At 65.7% G+C, this 16,624-nt stretch carries 14 protein-coding genes; 11 read left to right on the top strand and 3 right to left on the bottom strand.

Going from position 1 to position 16,624, the window contains the following annotated elements; all coding sequences use genetic code 11:
* The first annotated feature begins 232 nt into the window (after nucleotides 1–232).
* Nucleotides 233–1,726, top strand: coding sequence for an aldehyde dehydrogenase (locus tag AC1ZV1_RS29005; protein WP_484294771.1), 1,494 nt, complete (start codon nucleotides 233–235; stop codon nucleotides 1,724–1,726).
* Between the two features lie 156 nt (nucleotides 1,727–1,882).
* The gene (locus AC1ZV1_RS29000) at nucleotides 1,883–3,052 is read left to right on the top strand and encodes an MFS transporter (RefSeq protein ID WP_484294770.1); all 1,170 of its coding nucleotides are present in this window, start codon (nucleotides 1,883–1,885) and stop codon (nucleotides 3,050–3,052) included.
* Here AC1ZV1_RS29000 and AC1ZV1_RS28995 read toward each other — a convergent pair.
* The 3 genes from AC1ZV1_RS28995 to dadR all read right to left on the bottom strand — a co-directional run bounded on the left by AC1ZV1_RS28995 (nucleotide 3,049) and on the right by dadR (nucleotide 6,630).
* Entirely contained in the window at nucleotides 3,049–4,602 is a 1,554-nt protein-coding gene (locus AC1ZV1_RS28995) for a phospholipase D-like domain-containing protein (protein ID WP_484294769.1), read from the bottom strand. The genes AC1ZV1_RS29000 and AC1ZV1_RS28995 overlap by 4 nt on opposite strands.
* A 69-nt stretch (nucleotides 4,603–4,671) precedes the next feature.
* Complete coding sequence (locus AC1ZV1_RS28990) at nucleotides 4,672–5,991, bottom strand: NAD(P)/FAD-dependent oxidoreductase (protein WP_484294768.1); 1,320 nt, start codon at nucleotides 5,989–5,991, stop codon at nucleotides 4,672–4,674.
* Nucleotides 5,992–6,141: 150 nt separating this feature from the next.
* Nucleotides 6,142–6,630, bottom strand: a complete 489-nt coding sequence (dadR, locus tag AC1ZV1_RS28985; RefSeq protein ID WP_015479539.1) for a transcriptional regulator DadR — start codon at nucleotides 6,628–6,630, stop codon at nucleotides 6,142–6,144.
* A 171-nt stretch (nucleotides 6,631–6,801) separates the two neighbouring features.
* On the opposite strand from dadR, the gene AC1ZV1_RS28980 reads away from it, so the two are divergent.
* The 9 genes from AC1ZV1_RS28980 to AC1ZV1_RS28940 all read left to right on the top strand — a co-directional run bounded on the left by AC1ZV1_RS28980 (nucleotide 6,802) and on the right by AC1ZV1_RS28940 (nucleotide 16,573).
* Nucleotides 6,802–9,366: an intermembrane phospholipid transport YdbH family protein gene (locus AC1ZV1_RS28980; protein WP_484294767.1), complete on the top strand. Its 2,565-nt coding sequence runs from the start codon at nucleotides 6,802–6,804 to the stop codon at nucleotides 9,364–9,366.
* Between the two features lie 18 nt (nucleotides 9,367–9,384).
* Nucleotides 9,385–9,576 carry a YnbE family lipoprotein gene (locus tag AC1ZV1_RS28975; RefSeq protein WP_081515164.1) on the top strand — a complete coding sequence of 64 codons (192 nt, stop codon included), beginning with the start codon at nucleotides 9,385–9,387 and terminating at the stop codon, nucleotides 9,574–9,576.
* 14 nt (nucleotides 9,577–9,590) lie between these two features.
* A complete protein-coding gene (locus tag AC1ZV1_RS28970) occupies nucleotides 9,591–9,935 on the top strand; it encodes a YdbL family probable chaperone protein (RefSeq protein WP_484294766.1) in 345 nt (114 codons plus the stop codon).
* 361 nt (nucleotides 9,936–10,296) lie between these two features.
* Nucleotides 10,297–11,592: a D-amino acid dehydrogenase gene (gene dadA, locus AC1ZV1_RS28965; RefSeq protein ID WP_484294765.1), complete on the top strand. Its 1,296-nt coding sequence runs from the start codon at nucleotides 10,297–10,299 to the stop codon at nucleotides 11,590–11,592.
* Nucleotides 11,567–11,920: a RidA family protein gene (locus AC1ZV1_RS28960; RefSeq protein ID WP_484297666.1), complete on the top strand. Its 354-nt coding sequence runs from the start codon at nucleotides 11,567–11,569 to the stop codon at nucleotides 11,918–11,920. Before dadA ends, AC1ZV1_RS28960 begins: the two co-directional genes overlap by 26 nt.
* A gap of 81 nt (nucleotides 11,921–12,001) precedes the next feature.
* Nucleotides 12,002–13,081 (top strand): alanine racemase, encoded by a 1,080-nt coding sequence (alr, locus tag AC1ZV1_RS28955; RefSeq protein WP_484294764.1) that lies wholly within the window; start codon nucleotides 12,002–12,004, stop codon nucleotides 13,079–13,081.
* A 303-nt stretch (nucleotides 13,082–13,384) separates the two neighbouring features.
* A complete protein-coding gene (locus tag AC1ZV1_RS28950) occupies nucleotides 13,385–13,933 on the top strand; it encodes a cupin domain-containing protein (protein WP_024762080.1) in 549 nt (182 codons plus the stop codon).
* A gap of 174 nt (nucleotides 13,934–14,107) precedes the next feature.
* The gene (locus AC1ZV1_RS28945; RefSeq protein ID WP_054910073.1) at nucleotides 14,108–14,536 is read left to right on the top strand and encodes a c-type cytochrome; all 429 of its coding nucleotides are present in this window, start codon (nucleotides 14,108–14,110) and stop codon (nucleotides 14,534–14,536) included.
* A gap of 198 nt (nucleotides 14,537–14,734) precedes the next feature.
* On the top strand, nucleotides 14,735–16,573 hold the full coding sequence (locus tag AC1ZV1_RS28940) for an acetyl-CoA hydrolase/transferase C-terminal domain-containing protein (RefSeq protein ID WP_484297665.1): 1,839 nt from the start codon (nucleotides 14,735–14,737) through the stop codon (nucleotides 16,571–16,573).
* The last annotated feature ends 51 nt before the right edge of the window (nucleotides 16,574–16,624 follow it).

Here is a 16,624-nt window from a genome sequence, read left to right as displayed (position 1 = left end):
ACTCCGAAGCGGCTGTCGGAAAACCATCAGCCGACGAATCAGGGCAGTCTATGTTTAATAAAACGAACGTGACAAGGCCATTTGGCCGCTTAGTGTAAAAAATATTGAAAATTGACTGCCGCAGGTTTAGGGTGGCGAACAGCATGCGTTCGCTCCGCCTTGCGGAATTTTTGACAGTGCGCCCGCCGGGCGCCTGCACCTGATAAGTACATTAATAAGAGGACACGTTGTCATGGGTACCCTCACTCGCGCCGATTGGGAAGCTCGCGCCAAGGACCTGAAGATCGAAGGCCGCGCCTTCGTCAACGGTGAGTACGTCGACGCCGCATCCGGCGCCACCTTCGATTGCATCAGCCCTGTGGATGGTCGCTTCCTGGCCAAGGTCGCCAGTTGCGATCTGGCCGATGCCGAGAGTGCCGTGCAGGTTGCCCGTGCTGCGTTCGATTCCGGCGTCTGGTCGCGCCTCGCCCCGGCCAAGCGCAAGAAGGTCATGATCCGTTTCTCCGAACTGCTGCTGGAGAACGCCGAGGAACTGGCCCTGCTGGAAACCCTCGACATGGGCAAGCCGATCAGCGACTCGCTGAGCATCGACGTGTCCAGCGCCGCCAACAGCCTGCGCTGGAGCGGTGAAGCGATCGACAAGATCTACGACGAAGTCGCCGCCACCGCCCACAACGAACTGGGCCTGGTCACCCGCGAGCCGGTCGGCGTCGTCGCCGCCATCGTTCCGTGGAACTTCCCGCTGCTGATGACCTGCTGGAAACTCGGCCCGGCGCTGTCCACCGGTAACTCGGTGATCCTCAAGCCCTCCGAGAAGTCCCCGCTGACCGGCATCCGCATCGCCCAGCTGGCCATCGAGGCCGGCATTCCGAAAGGCGTGTTCAACGTCCTGCCGGGCTTCGGCCACACCGTAGGCAAGGCCCTGGCCCTGCACATGGACGTCGATACCCTGGTGTTCACCGGTTCGACCAAGATCGCCAAGCAGCTGATGATCTACGCGGGCGAATCCAACATGAAGCGCGTCTGGCTGGAAGCCGGCGGCAAGAGCCCGAACATCGTCTTCGCTGACGCTCCGGACCTGAAAGCCGCTGCCGAGGCCGCCGCCAGCGCCATCGCCTTCAACCAGGGCGAAGTTTGCACCGCTGGTTCGCGCCTGCTGGTGGAGAAGTCGATCAAGGCCGAATTCGTGCCGATGGTCGTCGAGGCCATCAAGGCCTGGAAGCCGGGCAACCCGCTGGACCCGGAAACCAACGTTGGTGCGCTCGTCGACACCACCCAGATGAACAACGTGCTGAGCTACATCCAGGCTGGCCACGACGACGGTGCCAAGCTGGTCGCCGGCGGCAAGCGCACCCTGGAAGAGACTGGCGGTACCTACGTCGAGCCGACCATCTTCGACGGCGTGACCAATGCCATGCGCATCGCCCGTGAAGAGATCTTCGGCCCGGTGCTGTCGGTCATCGAGTTCACCGATGCCGAAGAAGCCGTCCGCATCGCCAACGACACACCGTACGGCCTGGCCGCCGCGGTGTGGACCAGCGATCTGTCCAAGGCCCACCTGACTGCCAAGGCGCTGCGCGCCGGCAGCGTGTGGGTGAACCAGTACGACGGCGGTGACATGACCGCTCCGTTCGGTGGCTTCAAGCAGTCCGGCAACGGCCGCGACAAGTCGCTGCACGCCTTTGATAAATACACCGAGCTGAAGGCCACCTGGATCAAGCTGTAATCCAGACCTGAAGCAGGTCGGCCCCGATCCAGGGGCCGGCTCTGACACAGAGCTACACCGCGGCCGGGTTTCCTTCAGGGAAGCCCGGCCGCTGTGCATTGCGCATCGGGCACCCTCGCGCCTGGCGTGCGCTCCGGATGGAACGGGAGAAAGACAATGCGTTGGGGACCGTATTTTGCCGTGTGTGCTGCCGTGATCAGCATCGGCCTGGCCCTGGGCCTGACCATGCCGCTGGTCTCGTTGCGCCTGGAAGGCTGGGGCTACGGCAGCTTCGCCATTGGCGTCATGGCGTCCACCCCGGCGGTGGGCGTGCTGCTGGGCTCGATGATCGCCGGTCGGCTGGCTGCGCGGGTCGGCACGCCACGCCTGATGCGCATTTGCCTGATTTCCGGAGCCTTCTCGGTCGGCCTGCTCGCGCTGTTGCAGAGCTACCCGATCTGGCTATTCCTGCGCCTGCTGATCGGCGTGCAACTGACCGTCGTGTTCATCCTCGGCGAAAGCTGGATCAACCAGTTGGCCATCGAGAAATGGCGCGGCCGACTGGTCGCGCTGTATGGCACCGGTTATGCGCTGAGCCAGCTGTCCGGACCAGTCCTGCTGACCTTCATCGGCACCACGGACAACCGTGGATTCTGGTTCAGCGTCTGCCTGCTGGTGGGCGGCTCCCTGCTGCTGCTGGGGCGTACCGGTGCCCCCAGGGTCGATCCGAACAGCGCCAACGGGCGTGGACTGTTTGCCTTCTGCGGCCAGCTCCCGGCGATCGCCTGGGCGGTGGTGCTGTTTGCCGGCTTCGAGGCGATGATACTGACCCTGCTGCCGGTGTATGGCGTGCAGCAGGGCTTCACCCAGGCCGTGGCGCTGGCGATGGTCAGCACCGTGGTGGTGGGCGACGCGCTACTGCAACTGCCCATCGGCTGGCTGGCCGACCGCATCTCGCGGGAGACCCTGTTCAAGGGCTGCGGCATCGTGTTGTTGCTCAGCAGTCTGGCCATGCCGCTGCTGCTGCATCACACCGCCATCTGGCCGGTGCTGGTGCTGTTCGGCGCCAGTGCGGGCGGGCTGTTCACTCTGTCGCTGATCCTCATCGGCGAGCGCTACCGCGACGATGCGCTGGTCCGCGCCAATGCGCACATCGCCCAGCTCTGGGGCATCGGTTGCCTGATCGGGCCACTGGCCACCGGTGCGGCCAGCCAGTGGATCAGCGGTCATGCGCTGCCGCTGGTAATGGCGTTGGGAGCCGCCGGCTTCGTGGTGCTGGTGTCCTACCGCGGCCTGCCCCCGGTGATGAAGACGACCGACGCGGAGCTGCAGCAGGAGCGCTCCTAGAGCATCTTCTCCAGCCCGATGGCGCCGGCGATCCACGCGTTCAGCCGGCGCCAGGCGTTGCCTGGCTCACGGTCCAGCGCCACCAGCCTGCCGCCGCGCTCCTCGATCCAGACCAGCTTGGGCGGGTCGCTGTCCGGGGCGATCTTCACCTGGTAACTGACGCTGGGCGACATGCTCGCCAGCGCCAGGCGGCGTACCTGGTCCGCCAGTTCCGGGCTGTCGACGATGATGCCGACCTCGGTGTTCCACAGCACCGAGCGCGGGTCGAAGTTCAGCGAGCCGACGAACACCTTCTGCTGGTCGAACACCGCGGCCTTGCTGTGCAGGCTGGCGCTGCTGGACCCGCGCACCATCCAGGGCGCGCCGGACAGGCGCTGGTCCGGATCGGCGCGCAGCTCGTAGAGCTTCACCCCGTGCTCCAGCAACTCAAGTCGATAGGGTGCGTAGCCGGCGTGCACGGCCGGCACGTCGGTCGCCTCCAGTGAATTGGTCAGCAGGCGCACGCTGACGCCGTGATCGGCGCGCTGGGTCAGGTACTCGACGCCGGCGCTGGTCGGCACGAAATAGGCCGAGACCAGGATCAACTCTTTCGAGACCCCATCGAACAGCGGCTGCAGCTGCGTGCTGAGCAGGTGTTCCGATTGCGGGTCGCCCTGGTCGAGCACTTTCAGCGGGGTATCCCAGACGGCCTTGCCCGGTGCCCAGACCAGGTCGTCCAGCCAGTTCTGCAGGTGCGGACGGTCGCTGCTGCGGTTGAGCCGCGCGATATAGCTGGAGCTTTTCACCCGTTCTTTCGCCAGATAGCGGTCCAGCGTGCGGCGCATGCGGTTGAGCTCATCGAGGTCGGGGTCGCCCCACAGGTAGTCTTCGATGGGGCGGCTGATGCGGCTGTTCCAGTACTGGTCGAAACTCTGCCCCAGCGACTGCGCCACCGGGCCGACGCCCATCAGGTCGAGGTCGCTGAAGTTCATCTCGGCCTTGGCGTCGAAGTACTCGTCGCCCAGGTTGCGGCCGCCGACGATGGCCACGCTGTTGTCGGCCAGCAGCAGCTTGTTGTGCATCCGCCGATGCTGTTCGGACAGGTTGAACAGACGGCCTAGGTTGCGTGTGACACCGGTGCTGCGGCCCAGGTGCAGCGGGTTGAACAGGCGCACCTGGATATTCGGGTGGGCGGCGAGGGTGCCCAGTTCGTAGTCCCAGCCGTCGCTGCTGGTGTCGTCGATCAGGATGCGCACGCGCACGCCGCGATCCGCGGCCCTGATCAGCTCACGGATCAGTGCGCGGGTGGTGAGTCCGTCGTGGACGATGTAGTACTGCAGGTCAATGCTGCGCTGAGCCTTGCGGATCAGTTCGGCGCGGGCGAGGAAGGCGTCGACACTCGAGGCGAGCAGGTGGAAGCCGGATTGGCCGGGATGGGCCGCGGCCTGTTCGCTGATCTGGTTGTCCAGCCGGGTACCCTGCACCGACAGCACGTGCGAAGGCTCGGGCGGCGGCGCACTGGCGCAGCCACCCAGGGTCAGGAGGATCAGCAGTATCAGGCGTGGAAGCAAAGAGGCGTCTCCGACAAGCCCGCCGGTGACGGGCTGCGGAAGATTCTAGCTGCTGGATCGCAGCGGCGGTCAGCTGCCGAGGGTTTCCTTGAAGCGGTACCAGGCCATGCCCAGGGCCAGCAGCGGCGAGCGCAGCAGCTTGCCACCGGGGAAGGTGATGTGCGGGACCTTGGCGAACAGCTCGAAGCCGCTGCCCTGCTGGCTGGTGATGGCTTCGGCGAGCAGCTTGCCGGCCAGGTGCGTGGCATTCACGCCGTGGCCGGCATACGCCTGGGCGAAGTACACGTTGTTCTGGTCGGGCAGGCGGCCGATCTGCGGCAGGCGGTTGGCGCCGATGCCGATCATGCCGCCCCACTGGTAATCAATGCGCACGTTGTCCAGGTGCGGAAACACCTTGAGCATCTTCGGGCGCATGTAGGCGGCGATGTCCGCCGGATCGCGACCGGAGTAGTGGCAGGCGCCGCCGAACAGCAGACGGTTGTCGGCGGAGAGCCGGTAGTAGTCCAGCGCCACGCGCTGGTCACACACCGCCATGTTCTGCGGCAGCAGGGCGTGGGCCTGTTCGGCGGACAGCGGTTCGGTGGCGATCACGTAGCTGCCGGCTGGCAGCACCTTGCCGTCGAGATAGTGGTTCAGGCCGTTCTGGTAGGCGTTGCAGGCAATCACCAGGGTCCTGGCGCGTACGCTGCCCTTGGCGGTGCGCACGCGCACTTCGCTGCCGTAGTCGATGCCGGTGACGGCGGAGTTTTCGAACAGCTTCACGCCCAGGCTCTGCGCCGCGGCGGCTTCGCCGAGGGCGAGGTTGAGCGGATGCAGGTGGCCCGAGCCCATGTCGACCATGCCGCCGACGTACTGGTCGGAGCCGACGATGGAGCGCATGTCCTCTTTCGGCACCATACGCAGCTCATGGCGGTAGCCGAGGCTTTTCAGCTCGTCGAGATCTTCCTGGAAACCTTCGACGTCGGAGGGCTTGTTGGCCAGGTCGCAGTAGCCCCAGGTCAGGTCGCAGTCGATGGCATACTGCTCGACGCGGCGGCGGACGATCTCCACGGCCTCCAGCCCCATCAGCTTCATGGCGTGGACGCCATCGCTGCCGATCACTGGCTCGAACTGCTCCAGGCCATGGCCGACGCCGCGGATCAGTTGGCCACCGTTGCGGCCGCTGGCGCCCCAGCCGATCTGGTGGGCTTCCAGCAGGATTACCGAGAGCCCGCGCTCGGCCAGCTCGATGGCCGTGTTCAGCCCGGAGAAGCCCCCACCGATGACGCACACATCGGCCCTTTCCTCGCCGGTCAGGGGCGGTACTTCGAGGCGGCGATTGACGCTCGCGGCGTAGTAGGACGGGGCGTGGCGGTCGGTGTGCACCGGCTGGTGAACGCGGGCGTTCATGTGCGATATCCTGATTTTTGTGTTGTTAAAATTTTACGCAGGATAAACGCCGACTTCCCGCGCAGCCAATAGCCTGGCTGCAAAAAGCGCCGGGAAGTCGTAAATAAATCTGTTGAGCGTGCCGCGAACGGCGGGGAATCAGCCCGCTTCTCAGTCCGGGATGGGCAGGGTGAGGCTTTCCTTCACCTCTTCCATCACGATGTAGCTCTTGGATTCACGCACGTGGGGCAGCTTGAGCAGGATGTCGCCCAGCAGCTTGCGGTAGGAGGCCATCTCCGAGATGCGCGCTTTTACCAGGTAGTCGAAGTGGCCCGACACCAGGTGACACTCGAGCACGTGCGGCAGCTTGAGCACCGAGCGGCGGAAGTCCTCGAAGGTGTCGCCGGACTTGTAGTCCAGGCTGATCTCGACGAACACCAGCAGGCTGGCCTTGAGGTACTGCGGGTTCAGTCGGGCGTTGTAGCCCATGATGATCCCTTCGCGCTCCAGCCGGCGGACGCGCTCGGTGCACGGCGTGGTGGAGAGGCCGACGCGCTCGCCCAGTTCGGTGAAGGAGATGCGACCTTCCTCCTGCAGGATGCGCAGGATGTTGCGGTCGATCTTGTCCAGTTCGCGGCGGCTTTGGTGCTGGGTTCTCATGGGAAGGACTCTGAGGTCGAACAATGAGCATGGGGGAATGTCGGCAATATAGTCTGTTGTGCAGGGAATATCACTGGCATCCCTTGAACTTCCCGCGTCGGACGGCCAGCCTGTAGGCCAATGCCCTGTCCTTCCCGGTCGAATCCGGCCGTTTTTCGCTGAGGCTTTTGCATGTCGCTTCCTCGCCTGCGCACCGTTCTCCTGCTGCTGTTGCTGCTCCTGGCAGCGGCGGCCGGTGCGATGTGGCTGGCCGTTCCGCGCGTACTGGCGAATGCCGGGGTGAGCGTCGAGCAATTGCAGGGCCTGGGTGTGTCGCGCCAGGGGCTGACGCTGGGGCGCCTGGCGCTGCAACGCCGGACGCCGGACGGTTCGCGGTTGACCGTGCAGTTGCAGGGCCTGCGTGTCGGCTGGCCCGAGCACGAAGACGGCCGCTGGCGCCTCAGGGAATTGGCAGCCGGCAGCCTCGACCTGCGCCAGTGGCCGGGAAAGGGCGTGCCGGAAGCAGCAACCGCGCTGCCGGATATCACCGAGCTCAACCGCTGGCTGGCGCTGCTGCCGGGACGACTGGCGCTGGAGCGGGTCGTCGTCGAGCTACCCTGCGCCCGCGAACAACGCTGCACGTTCAACGGCAGCGCGCACTGGCAGCAGATCCCGGGAGGCGCCGCCGCGCTGGGCGGCGAGCTGCGCCAGGGTGGCCAGCAGCTGGCGTTCAACGGACTGCTGCAACCTGGCAGTGGCCAGTGGCGCCTGCAACTCGACAGTTACCTGGACAACCAGCAACTGCTTTCCCTGGACTCCACTTGGGCGCCCGTCAGCCGCCAGCTCAGTGGCAGTCTCTTCAGTCCCGCCGTGCCGCCGGTGCAGGCAGTCCGCAACTGGCTCGGCATGTGGTTGCCGACCCCGAACCTGCCGTTGCCGGTCCCCGAAGCCGGGCGCTTGCGCCTGAGCTGGGACACCCAACTGGCCGGCGACGCCGCCTGGCCGGACTGGCCCGGCCTGCGTGATGGCCGTGGCAGTATCGACCTCTCCCTGCAGTTGCCGCAGCCCTGGCCACTTCCCGGGTTTGGCAGCCTGCAGGGCGACCTGCGGCTGATCGCCGGTGCGACCGAGGTCGGTTGGCGACCGTCGGTGGTCAGCGGCGACCTGCGCCTTTCCGATCTGTATGGCGACTGGCTGCAAGCGCTGCCGGTCGGCCTGCGCCCGGCGCGCCTGACGCTGCACCTGGAGCCGGGCGTGGAGGAAGAAGTCGGTAGTGTGCGCGCCGACCTGCGTGCGGTGGGCGCTGCCGACCTGCGTCTGCGCTCCCGCGTGGCTCTGCTGGAGACGACCCCACTGGCGCTGCAACTGAGTGATTCGCGGCTGGAGGGCAAGGTTCCGCACCTGGAAATCGCCGGCCTGCGCGGTGACAACAGCCGCGTCGACCTGCGTTTCGACGGTCGGATCGATCAGCAGTCGGCGAGTTTCAACCTGGCCGACGGCGCGCAGTTGCAGGTTGGCACGCTGGCCGGCCCGCAGTCGCTGAGGGCCAACAAGCTGGCCGCCACGCTGGGTAAAGGTGCACTGAACCTGGGGTACGCCAGCGACACGCCGGCCACCCTGCAGCTCAACGCCCCCCTGAAGCTGGCCGTCGGCGAGCTGCGCCAACCCCACGTCAAACCGCTGCCCTGGAATGCCGTGGGCACACTCGCGGCGAGTCTCGACGCCCAGCAGTTCAAGGGGCGCTTGCTGAACAGCGGCGGACTGAATGCCGAAGTGGAGCTGAACCACTCGGCGAAACAGGGCGTGGCCCTGGCGGCGCGGCAGCCGGAGTTCTTTCTGCGCACCGGCAACCCCCTGGAAAAATCCCTCGGCGATTGGCCCGGTCTGCTCAGTCTGAACAATGGCAAGGCCAGCTTCGATCTGAACTGGCACCTGCCGCCGGGCAGCGCGCCGCAAAGCCTCGACCTGAACCTGCGCGGCAGCGGGCTGGAGGGTGTCTACGATCGCAGCGAAGTCCATGGCCTCGACCTGCAGGCGAAGTTCGCCCTGAAAGGTTCGCAGATGGAGCTGCAGTTGCCACAGGTAAAAGTCACTTCGCTCAACCCCGGCGTGACCCTCGGTCCGCTGTCCCTGCAGGGCCATTACACGGCTTCGCTGTCCGCGCCGCTGGCGGGGCGTGTCGACTGGCAGCAGGCGGAGCTCGGGCTGTTCAAGGGCCGCGCCTGGCTGCCGGCCGGAGCCGTGGATCTTTCCGCGCTGGGCCAGGGTCTTACCCTCAGGCTGGAAGGGCTGGCGCTGGAGGCGATCCTCGCGGCCTATCCGGCGGAAGGGCTGTCCGGCAACGGGATCATCGACGGCAACCTGCCGCTGGGCCTGCACGAGGGCAAGCTGGTGATCCGCAATGGCGAAGTGGCGGCGCGTGAACCGGGCGTCCTGCAGTTCCGCTCGCCGAAGATCCAGTCGCTCGGCCAGAGCAATCCGGCCATGCAACTGGTGGCTACCGCCATCGACGACTTCCGCTACGACAAGCTGAGCAGCCGCGTGGATTATGATGAATCCGGCACGCTGCTCCTCGCCCTGAGCCTGAGCGGGCGCAATCCTGAGTTGGAGCAGGGGCGGCCGATCAACCTCAACGTCAACCTGGAGGAGAACGTGCCCAAACTGCTCACCAGCCTGCAACTGAGCGACCGGGTCAGCGATACCATCCGCAAGCGCGTGCAGGACCGCCTGCGCAACGACCCGGCCGCCGCGCCATGACCGCAAGGAGAACCTGAAATGCGCCTCCGCGCCCTATTCGCCCTATTGCTCCTGGCAGGCCTTGCTCAGGGCTGCACGCCCACCGTGCAGCTGGCGGCGCCCAAGGAGCCGATCAACATCAACCTCAACGTGAAGATCGAGCACGAGATCTATATCAAGGTCGACAAGGCGCTCGACGGCATCATCAACGAGAACAGTGGCCTGTTCTGAGAAGGAGCCTTTGCATGAGATTGCACCGCAAACTGGGCGTCGCGCTGGTCGCCCTCTGCCTGAGCCTGCCGGTCATGGCCATGAGCCTGGAGCAGGCGATGTCCGCCCTGGGCGGCGCCAAGTCCCAGGGGCTGGTCGGCGAGCAGCCCGACGGCTACCTGGGCGTCGTGAAGAACGGCGGTGATGCCGCCGACGTCGCCGCGCAGATCAACGCCGCGCGCCGCGCCGAGTACCAGAAGGTCGCCAGCCAGAGTGGCGCCACCCTCAAGGACGTGGAATCCCTGGCCGGCAAGAAGGCCATCGAGCGCACGCCCCCGGGGCAGTACGTGCAGGTCAACGGCCAGTGGGTGCGCAAATAAGCGCGCCAAGGGGATTTCCCTGCTCGTCGCCGCGTTCGGCGGCGAGTCCGGGGGACGGCGGTGGAAGCAGGTAATTCCCGCTGGAGAACGGTCCGGCGCGAGAAGTTCTGGCCAATCCCGCGCTGTTCGCTATTTCCTCTGGGTCTGGTGAAAACTTCGCCAGATCCTCGACCATCCGGTCTCGGGTGAAAATGCTGTAATCCTGGTGGATGTCCCTCCGTGAAAGCGACTTAAGCCAGGAATTTTCGTCAAATACCGTATCGCAATCAGTGAATATCGCTGAGCCTGACTTCCTATACTGCGCGCATCTACGTTCAGAATAAGAAACGTCCGCGCCCCTGGCGCGACGTAGGAGGCAAAGATGCGCGTTCTGGTGCTTGGCAGCGGTGTGATCGGTACCGCCAGTGCTTACTATCTCGCCCGTGCCGGCTTCGAGGTGGTCGTCGTCGACCGCCAGCCCGGCCCGGCCCTGGAAACCAGCTTCGCCAACGCCGGCCAGGTTTCCCCTGGCTACGCCTCGCCCTGGGCCGCCCCGGGCATCCCGCTCAAGGCCATGAAATGGCTGATGCAGACCCACGCGCCCCTGGCCATCAAGCTGACCGGCGATCCCAGCCAGTACAGCTGGATGTGGCAGATGCTGCGCAACTGCAACGCCAAGAGCTACGCAGTGAACAAGGAGCGCATGGTTCGCCTGTCCGAGTACAGCCGCGACTGCCTCGACGAACTGCGCGCCGAGACCGGCATCACCTACGAAGGCCGCTCCCTGGGCACCACCCAGCTGTTCCGTACCCAGGCGCAGCTGGACTCCGCTGCCAAGGACATCGCCGTCCTGGAAAGCACCGGCGTTCCCTATGAAGTGCTCGACCGCGCCGGCATCGCCCGCGTCGAACCTGCCCTGGCCAAGGTCGCCGACAAGCTGGTCGGCGCCCTGCGCCTGCCCAACGACCAGACCGGCGACTGCCAGATGTTCACCACCAAGCTGGCCGAGATGGCCAAGGCCCTGGGCGTGGAATTCCGCTTCGGCCAGGACATCCAGCGGCTGGACTTCGCCGGTGACCGCATCAACGGCGTCTGGGTCGATGGCCAACTGGTTACCGCCGACCGCTACGTGCTGGCGCTGGGCAGCTACTCGCCGCAGATGCTCAAGCCGCTGGGCATCGATGCTCCGGTCTACCCGCTCAAGGGCTACTCGCTGACCGTGCCGATCACCAACCCGGACATGGCGCCGACCTCGACCATTCTCGACGAGACCTACAAGGTCGCGATCACCCGCTTCGATCAGCGCATCCGCGTGGGCGGCATGGCGGAAATCGCCGGCTTTGACCTGTCGCTGAACCCGCGTCGACGCGCCACCCTGGAAATGATCACTACCGACCTCTACCCGGAAGGCGGCGACGTCAGCCAGGCGGAGTTCTGGACCGGCCTGCGCCCGGCCACCCCGGACGGCACCCCGATCGTTGGCGCCACCCGCTACCGCAACCTGTTCCTCAATACCGGCCACGGCACCCTGGGCTGGACCATGGCGTGTGGCTCGGGTCGCTACCTCGCCGATCTGATGGCCAAGAAGCGTCCGCAGATCAGCACCGAAGGTCTGGACATTTCCCGCTACGGCTCTGCCTCGGAGGCCCATGATGGCCATCCTGCGCCTGCACACTAATCAGCGGATGAGCCAGGTCGTCGTCCACAACGGCACGGCGTACCTTGCCGGCCAGGTGGCAGACGATCTCTCCGCCGGCGTCGAGCAACAGACCCGTGAAGTCCTCGCCAGCGTCGAGCGCCTGCTCGAGGAAGCCGGCACCGACAAGTCGCGTGTCCTCTCGGCAACCATCTACCTGAAGGACGTCGCCGCCGACTTCGCCGGCATGAACGGCGTCTGGGACCAGTGGGTCCCGCAGGGCTGCGCTCCGGCGCGCGCCACCGTCCAGGCAGCGCTGTGTTACCCGGAGATCCTCGTCGAAGTCTCCATCGTCGCCGCACTGCCCTGATCGTTTTGCGTGGCCCGGCCGGAGCGCCGGGTTTTTTTCGTCTGCAGTTTCGTACCACATTGATAAAAAGAGAGCCTCGCCATGCGTCCCGCCCGTGCCCTGATCGATCTCGCCGCCCTGCGCCACAACTACCGCCTGGCCCGTGAAGTCACCGGCGCCCGAGCGCTGGCGGTGGTCAAGGCCGATGCCTACGGGCATGGCGCGGTGGTCTGCGCCCGCGCACTGGAAGGCGAGGCCGACGGTTTCGCCGTGGCCTGCATCGAGGAAGCGCTGGAGCTGCGCGAAGCCGGCATCCGCGCGCCGATCCTGCTGCTCGAAGGCTTCTTCGAATCCAGCGAACTGGAGCTGATCGACGCCCACGACTTCGGGTGCGTGGTGCACTCGGCCTGGCAGCTGGAAGCCATCGAGCGCGCCCGTCCGAGCAAGCCGCTGACCGTCTGGCTGAAGATGGACTCGGGCATGCACCGCGTCGGCTTCTTCCCGCAGGACTACGCCGCCGCGCTGGCACGCCTGAAGGCGCTGCCGCACGTGGCCAAGGTCGTGCTGATGAGCCACTTCTCCCGCGCCGACGAGCTGGACTGCCCGCGCACCGAGGAGCAGGTCGCGGCCTTCCAAGCCGTGCGCGAAGCCGCGGGCCAGGGTCACGAAATCAGCCTGCGCAATTCTCCCGGCATTCTCGGCTGGTCCGAGGTGCCCAGCGACTGGGTGCGCCCCGGCATCATGCTCTACGGCGCCACCCCCTTCGAACAGGCGCACCCGCTGGCCGACCAACTGCGCCCGGTGATGACCCTGGAGTCCCAGGTCATCAGCATCCGCGAACTGCCGGCCGGCGAGCCGGTGGGCTATGGCGCACGTTTCATCGCCGACCGCCCGGTGCGTGTCGGCGTGGTCGCCATGGGGTATGCCGACGGCTATCCGCGCCACGCGCCGGACGGCACGCCGGTGTTCATCGACGGCAAGCCCAGCCGCATCATCGGCCGCGTGTCCATGGACATGCTCACCGTGGACCTGACCGACTTGCCGAGCGCGGGCCTGGGCAGCCGCGTCGAACTCTGGGGCCCGAATATCCCCGCCAGCCAACTGGCCTCCCTGTGCGGCAGCATCCCTTATCAGCTGTTCTGCAACCTCAAGCGCGTCCCGCGGGTCTATAGCGGCGAGTGACGGATACCGCCCGTAAAGTTTGCGCAGGATCGGCGGGCGATCTGTTGTAAATACTGAACGGTGTTGCCATGATACGTGGCACTTGGAACCCGCTCGGCTCAAGCCGTTGCGGGTTCTGCCTTTCAGAGCCTGTTTTTGATCTCGCGAGCTAGAGCAGAACAAGGCGAAAGCGGCTGAGGGCGCGGAATTTACGCCAGTAAATGAGCATCCCGAAGGCGCTTTCAACGCAGTGATGCCGACGCGCAGCAGATCAAAGTCAGGTTCGTGAGCCTGCCTGATACAAGAATAAGGAGGACCCCACCCTTGGACGTCGGTGCTCGTCTGCAAGCCATCCGTAAGCTCAAAGGTTTGTCCCAGCGCGAACTCGCCAAACGGGCGGGTGTGACCAACAGCACAATCTCGATGATCGAGAAGAACAGCGTCAGCCCCTCCATCAGCTCGCTCAAGAAAGTGCTGGGTGGTATTCCGATGTCCCTGGTCGAGTTCTTTTCCCTCGATCTGGAACAGAGCAGCAACACTCCTGTGGTCTACAAGGCAGACGAACTCAGCGACCTGTCCAGCGGCTCGATCATCATGAAGCTGATCGGCAAGGACTATCCCAGCCGCGCCATCACGCTGCTCGACGAGACCTATCCGCCGGGCTCCGATACCGGTGACGACATGTACGCCCACGAAGGCGAAGAGACCGGCGTGCTGGTCGAAGGCCGCCTGGAACTGACCGTCGGCGACGAGACCTTCGTTCTCGAATGCGGTGACAGCTACTATTTCGACAGCACCAAGCCGCACCGCTTCCGCAACCCGTTCGAAGCCCCGGCGCGGCTGATCAGCGCGACGACACCGGCAAATTTTTGAACAGCCGGTAGGACCGGCCAGACCCGCTGCGACCTAATGCCGCAAGGCCCCACTAGAGGGTGCAATTGTTTCGAGCTCGCCGCCTTTGCCGTTATACTTGCGCCCGCTCGCGCGGCCCGAGACTGTGACTGCATACCGCGACCGGGCGTGATAAGCCACGATGAGGGTGAAAGGGTGAACCTGATTAGAAAAATCCTGGCAGCCCAAGCTGCCGTACTGGCCCTGTGGGCAGTGAGCGTTCAGGCCGCGACCAACGATGACGCCATTGCCAAGCGTCTCGAACCTGTCGGCAAAGTCTGCGTCCAGGGCAAGGAATGCGAGGGCGTTGGCGCCGTAGCAGCTGCCGGTGGTGGCGGTGCTCCGCGTTCGGGCGAAGAGATTGTCGGCAAGGTCTGCACCAACTGCCACGGCAGCGGCCTGCTGGGCGCGCCGAAAGTCGGCGACAAGGCCGAGTGGGGCAAGCGTGCGAAAGAGCAGGGCGGCCTCGACGGCCTGCTGGCCAAGGCCATCTCGGGTATCAACGCCATGCCGCCCAAGGGCACCTGCGCTGATTGCTCCGATGACGAGCTGAAAGCTGCGATTCACCACATGTCCGGCCTGTAACAGCCGAGCTGTGCGAAAAAGCCGCCCGAGGGCGGCTTTTTCATGTCCGCGATTTGTCTCCTCGTGAGTCGCGGGAGCAACTCTTGCGTAAAGCCGGTCCAAACTCCTGTCGTCGAACTGAACCAGGAGGGAAGCCCGGTGCAATCCTGCTCGATCGAAACCGCCGTCGAACACCTGCTTGAGCGCTTGCAGGGGCATATCCGCCTCGGCCTGCCGCTCGGGCTGGGCAAGCCCAACCAGCTGGCCAATGCGCTGTACCGGCACATCCGCGAGAACCCTCGCCGGCAGCTGACGCTCTACACCGCCTTGTCGCTGGGACGCCCGCAAGCAGGCGGCGAGCTGCAACGGCGCTTCCTCGAACCCTTCGTCGAGCGCATCTATGGCGACTATCCCGAGCTGGACTACCTGCACGACCTGCGCAGCGGCAGCCTGCCGGAGAACATCCGCGTCGAGGAGTTCTACCTGCAGCCCGGCAGCCTGCTTGACAGTGCAGCGGCGCAGCAGAACTACATCAGCTGCAACTACAGCCACGTGGCGCGCGATATCAACGCCAAGGGCGTCAACGCCGTCGCCCAGTTGGTGGCTCGCGACCCTTCCCGGCCGGGCAAGCTGAGCCTGGCCTGCAATCCGGACGTCACCCTCGACCTGTTGCCGATGCTGCAGCGCCGCCGCGCGGCAGGCGAGACCATCGTCATCGTCGGCGTGGTCCACGACCAGTTGCCCTACATGCCCGGCGACGCCGAGGTGGACGAGGAGTTCTTCGACCTGCTGGTGGACGCGCCGGGCGACAACAGCACGCTGTTTTCCACACCCAACCTGCCGGTGGGCCTGCAGGACCACTGCATCGGCCTGCACGCCAGCGCCCTGGTGCGTGACGGCGGTACCCTGCAGGTCGGCATCGGCTCCATGGGCGACGCCCTGACGTCGGCGCTGCTCACCCGCCAGCGCGACAACCACGGTTACCGCGCGCTGCTCGATAGCCTCGACTCCACCGACCGCCACGCCGGGCTGATCGAGCGCGACGGCGGCCTCGGCGTGTTCGAGCAGGGTCTTTACGGCTGCAGTGAAATGTTCGTTCCCGGGTTGCTGGCGCTGGCCGAGGCAGGCGTATTGAGCCGACGGGTCGCGGCGCGTCCGGGCTCGCCCGCCAGCGAGCCCGGCGTCTGGCTGCATGGCGGTTTCTTCCTCGGTCCGCAGGCGTTCTACCGGCGCCTGCGCGAGATGCCTCGTGATGAACTGGCCGGGATCGGCATGACCGGGATCGGCTTCGTCAACAACCTGTACCGCGACGAAGCGCTCAAGCGTGAGCAGCGCCGCGATGCGCGCTTCCTCAACAGTGCCTTCACCGTCACCCTGCTGGGTGCCGGCGTGGCCGACCAACTGGAGGATGGCCGGGTACTCAGTGGCGTCGGTGGGCAGTACAACTTCGTCGCCCAGGCCCATGAACTGGACGGCGGGCGTTCGATCCTGATGCTGCGCAGTTGGCGCGAATCCGAGGGCGAGCTGAGCTCCAACATCGTCTGGAGCTACGGCCACACCACCATTCCCCGGCACCTGCGCGACATGGTGGTGACCGAGTACGGCGTCGCCGACCTGCGCGGCCGCAGTGACGCCGAGGTGATCGCCGCGATGCTGGCCATCGCCGATTCGCGGTTCCAGGATGCGTTGATCGTCCAGGCGCAGGAGGCCGGCAAGCTGCCGAAGGACTTCCAACTGGACGAGCGTTACCGCAACAACACGCCGGAACGCCTGCGCAAGGCGACCCAGGGGTTGCGCACGTTGCTGCCGGAGTTCCCGTTGGGCTGCGACTTCACCGAGCATGAGCGCGACCTGCTGCGAGCGCTCGGCTGGCTGAAGAGCAAGCTGCGCCTGAGCGAAATACTCGAACTGGGCAAGGCGACCCTGGATGCGCCAGAGCCGGAGGCTTTCCCGGAACATCTGGAGCGGATGGGCTTGGCAAAGCCGGAAGGGTTGCGCGAGGAACTGTACCAGCGCCTGGTGCTGGCCGGACTGAAAGCGAGCGGGGAAAACCTGTAGGAGCGGGCGTGGCCCGCTCCCAAAGGGAGGTCCCACATCGCGAGAATGAAA

It is taken from the genome of Pseudomonas sp. BB438, from assembly GCF_057180225.1.
This window is presented reverse-complemented; position numbering and strand designations above follow the sequence as displayed.

Bases quoted from the DNA above. Each gene is read 5' to 3' on its own strand.
- AC1ZV1_RS28980 (WP_484294767.1), top strand. From the start codon at position 6,802: ATGTCGCTTCCTCGCCTGCGCACCGTTCTCCTGCTGCTGTTGCTGCTC.
- dadA (WP_484294765.1), top strand. From the start codon at position 10,297: ATGCGCGTTCTGGTGCTTGGCAGCGGTGTGATCGGTACCGCCAGTGCT.
- AC1ZV1_RS28970 (WP_484294766.1), top strand. From the start codon at position 9,591: ATGAGATTGCACCGCAAACTGGGCGTCGCGCTGGTCGCCCTCTGCCTG.
- AC1ZV1_RS28975 (WP_081515164.1), top strand. From the start codon at position 9,385: ATGCGCCTCCGCGCCCTATTCGCCCTATTGCTCCTGGCAGGCCTTGCT.
- AC1ZV1_RS29005 (WP_484294771.1), top strand. From the start codon at position 233: ATGGGTACCCTCACTCGCGCCGATTGGGAAGCTCGCGCCAAGGACCTG.
- AC1ZV1_RS28990 (WP_484294768.1), bottom strand. From the start codon at position 5,991: ATGAACGCCCGCGTTCACCAGCCGGTGCACACCGACCGCCACGCCCCG.
- dadR (WP_015479539.1), bottom strand. From the start codon at position 6,630: ATGAGAACCCAGCACCAAAGCCGCCGCGAACTGGACAAGATCGACCGC.
- AC1ZV1_RS29000 (WP_484294770.1), top strand. From the start codon at position 1,883: ATGCGTTGGGGACCGTATTTTGCCGTGTGTGCTGCCGTGATCAGCATC.
- alr (WP_484294764.1), top strand. From the start codon at position 12,002: ATGCGTCCCGCCCGTGCCCTGATCGATCTCGCCGCCCTGCGCCACAAC.
- AC1ZV1_RS28960 (WP_484297666.1), top strand. From the start codon at position 11,567: ATGGCCATCCTGCGCCTGCACACTAATCAGCGGATGAGCCAGGTCGTC.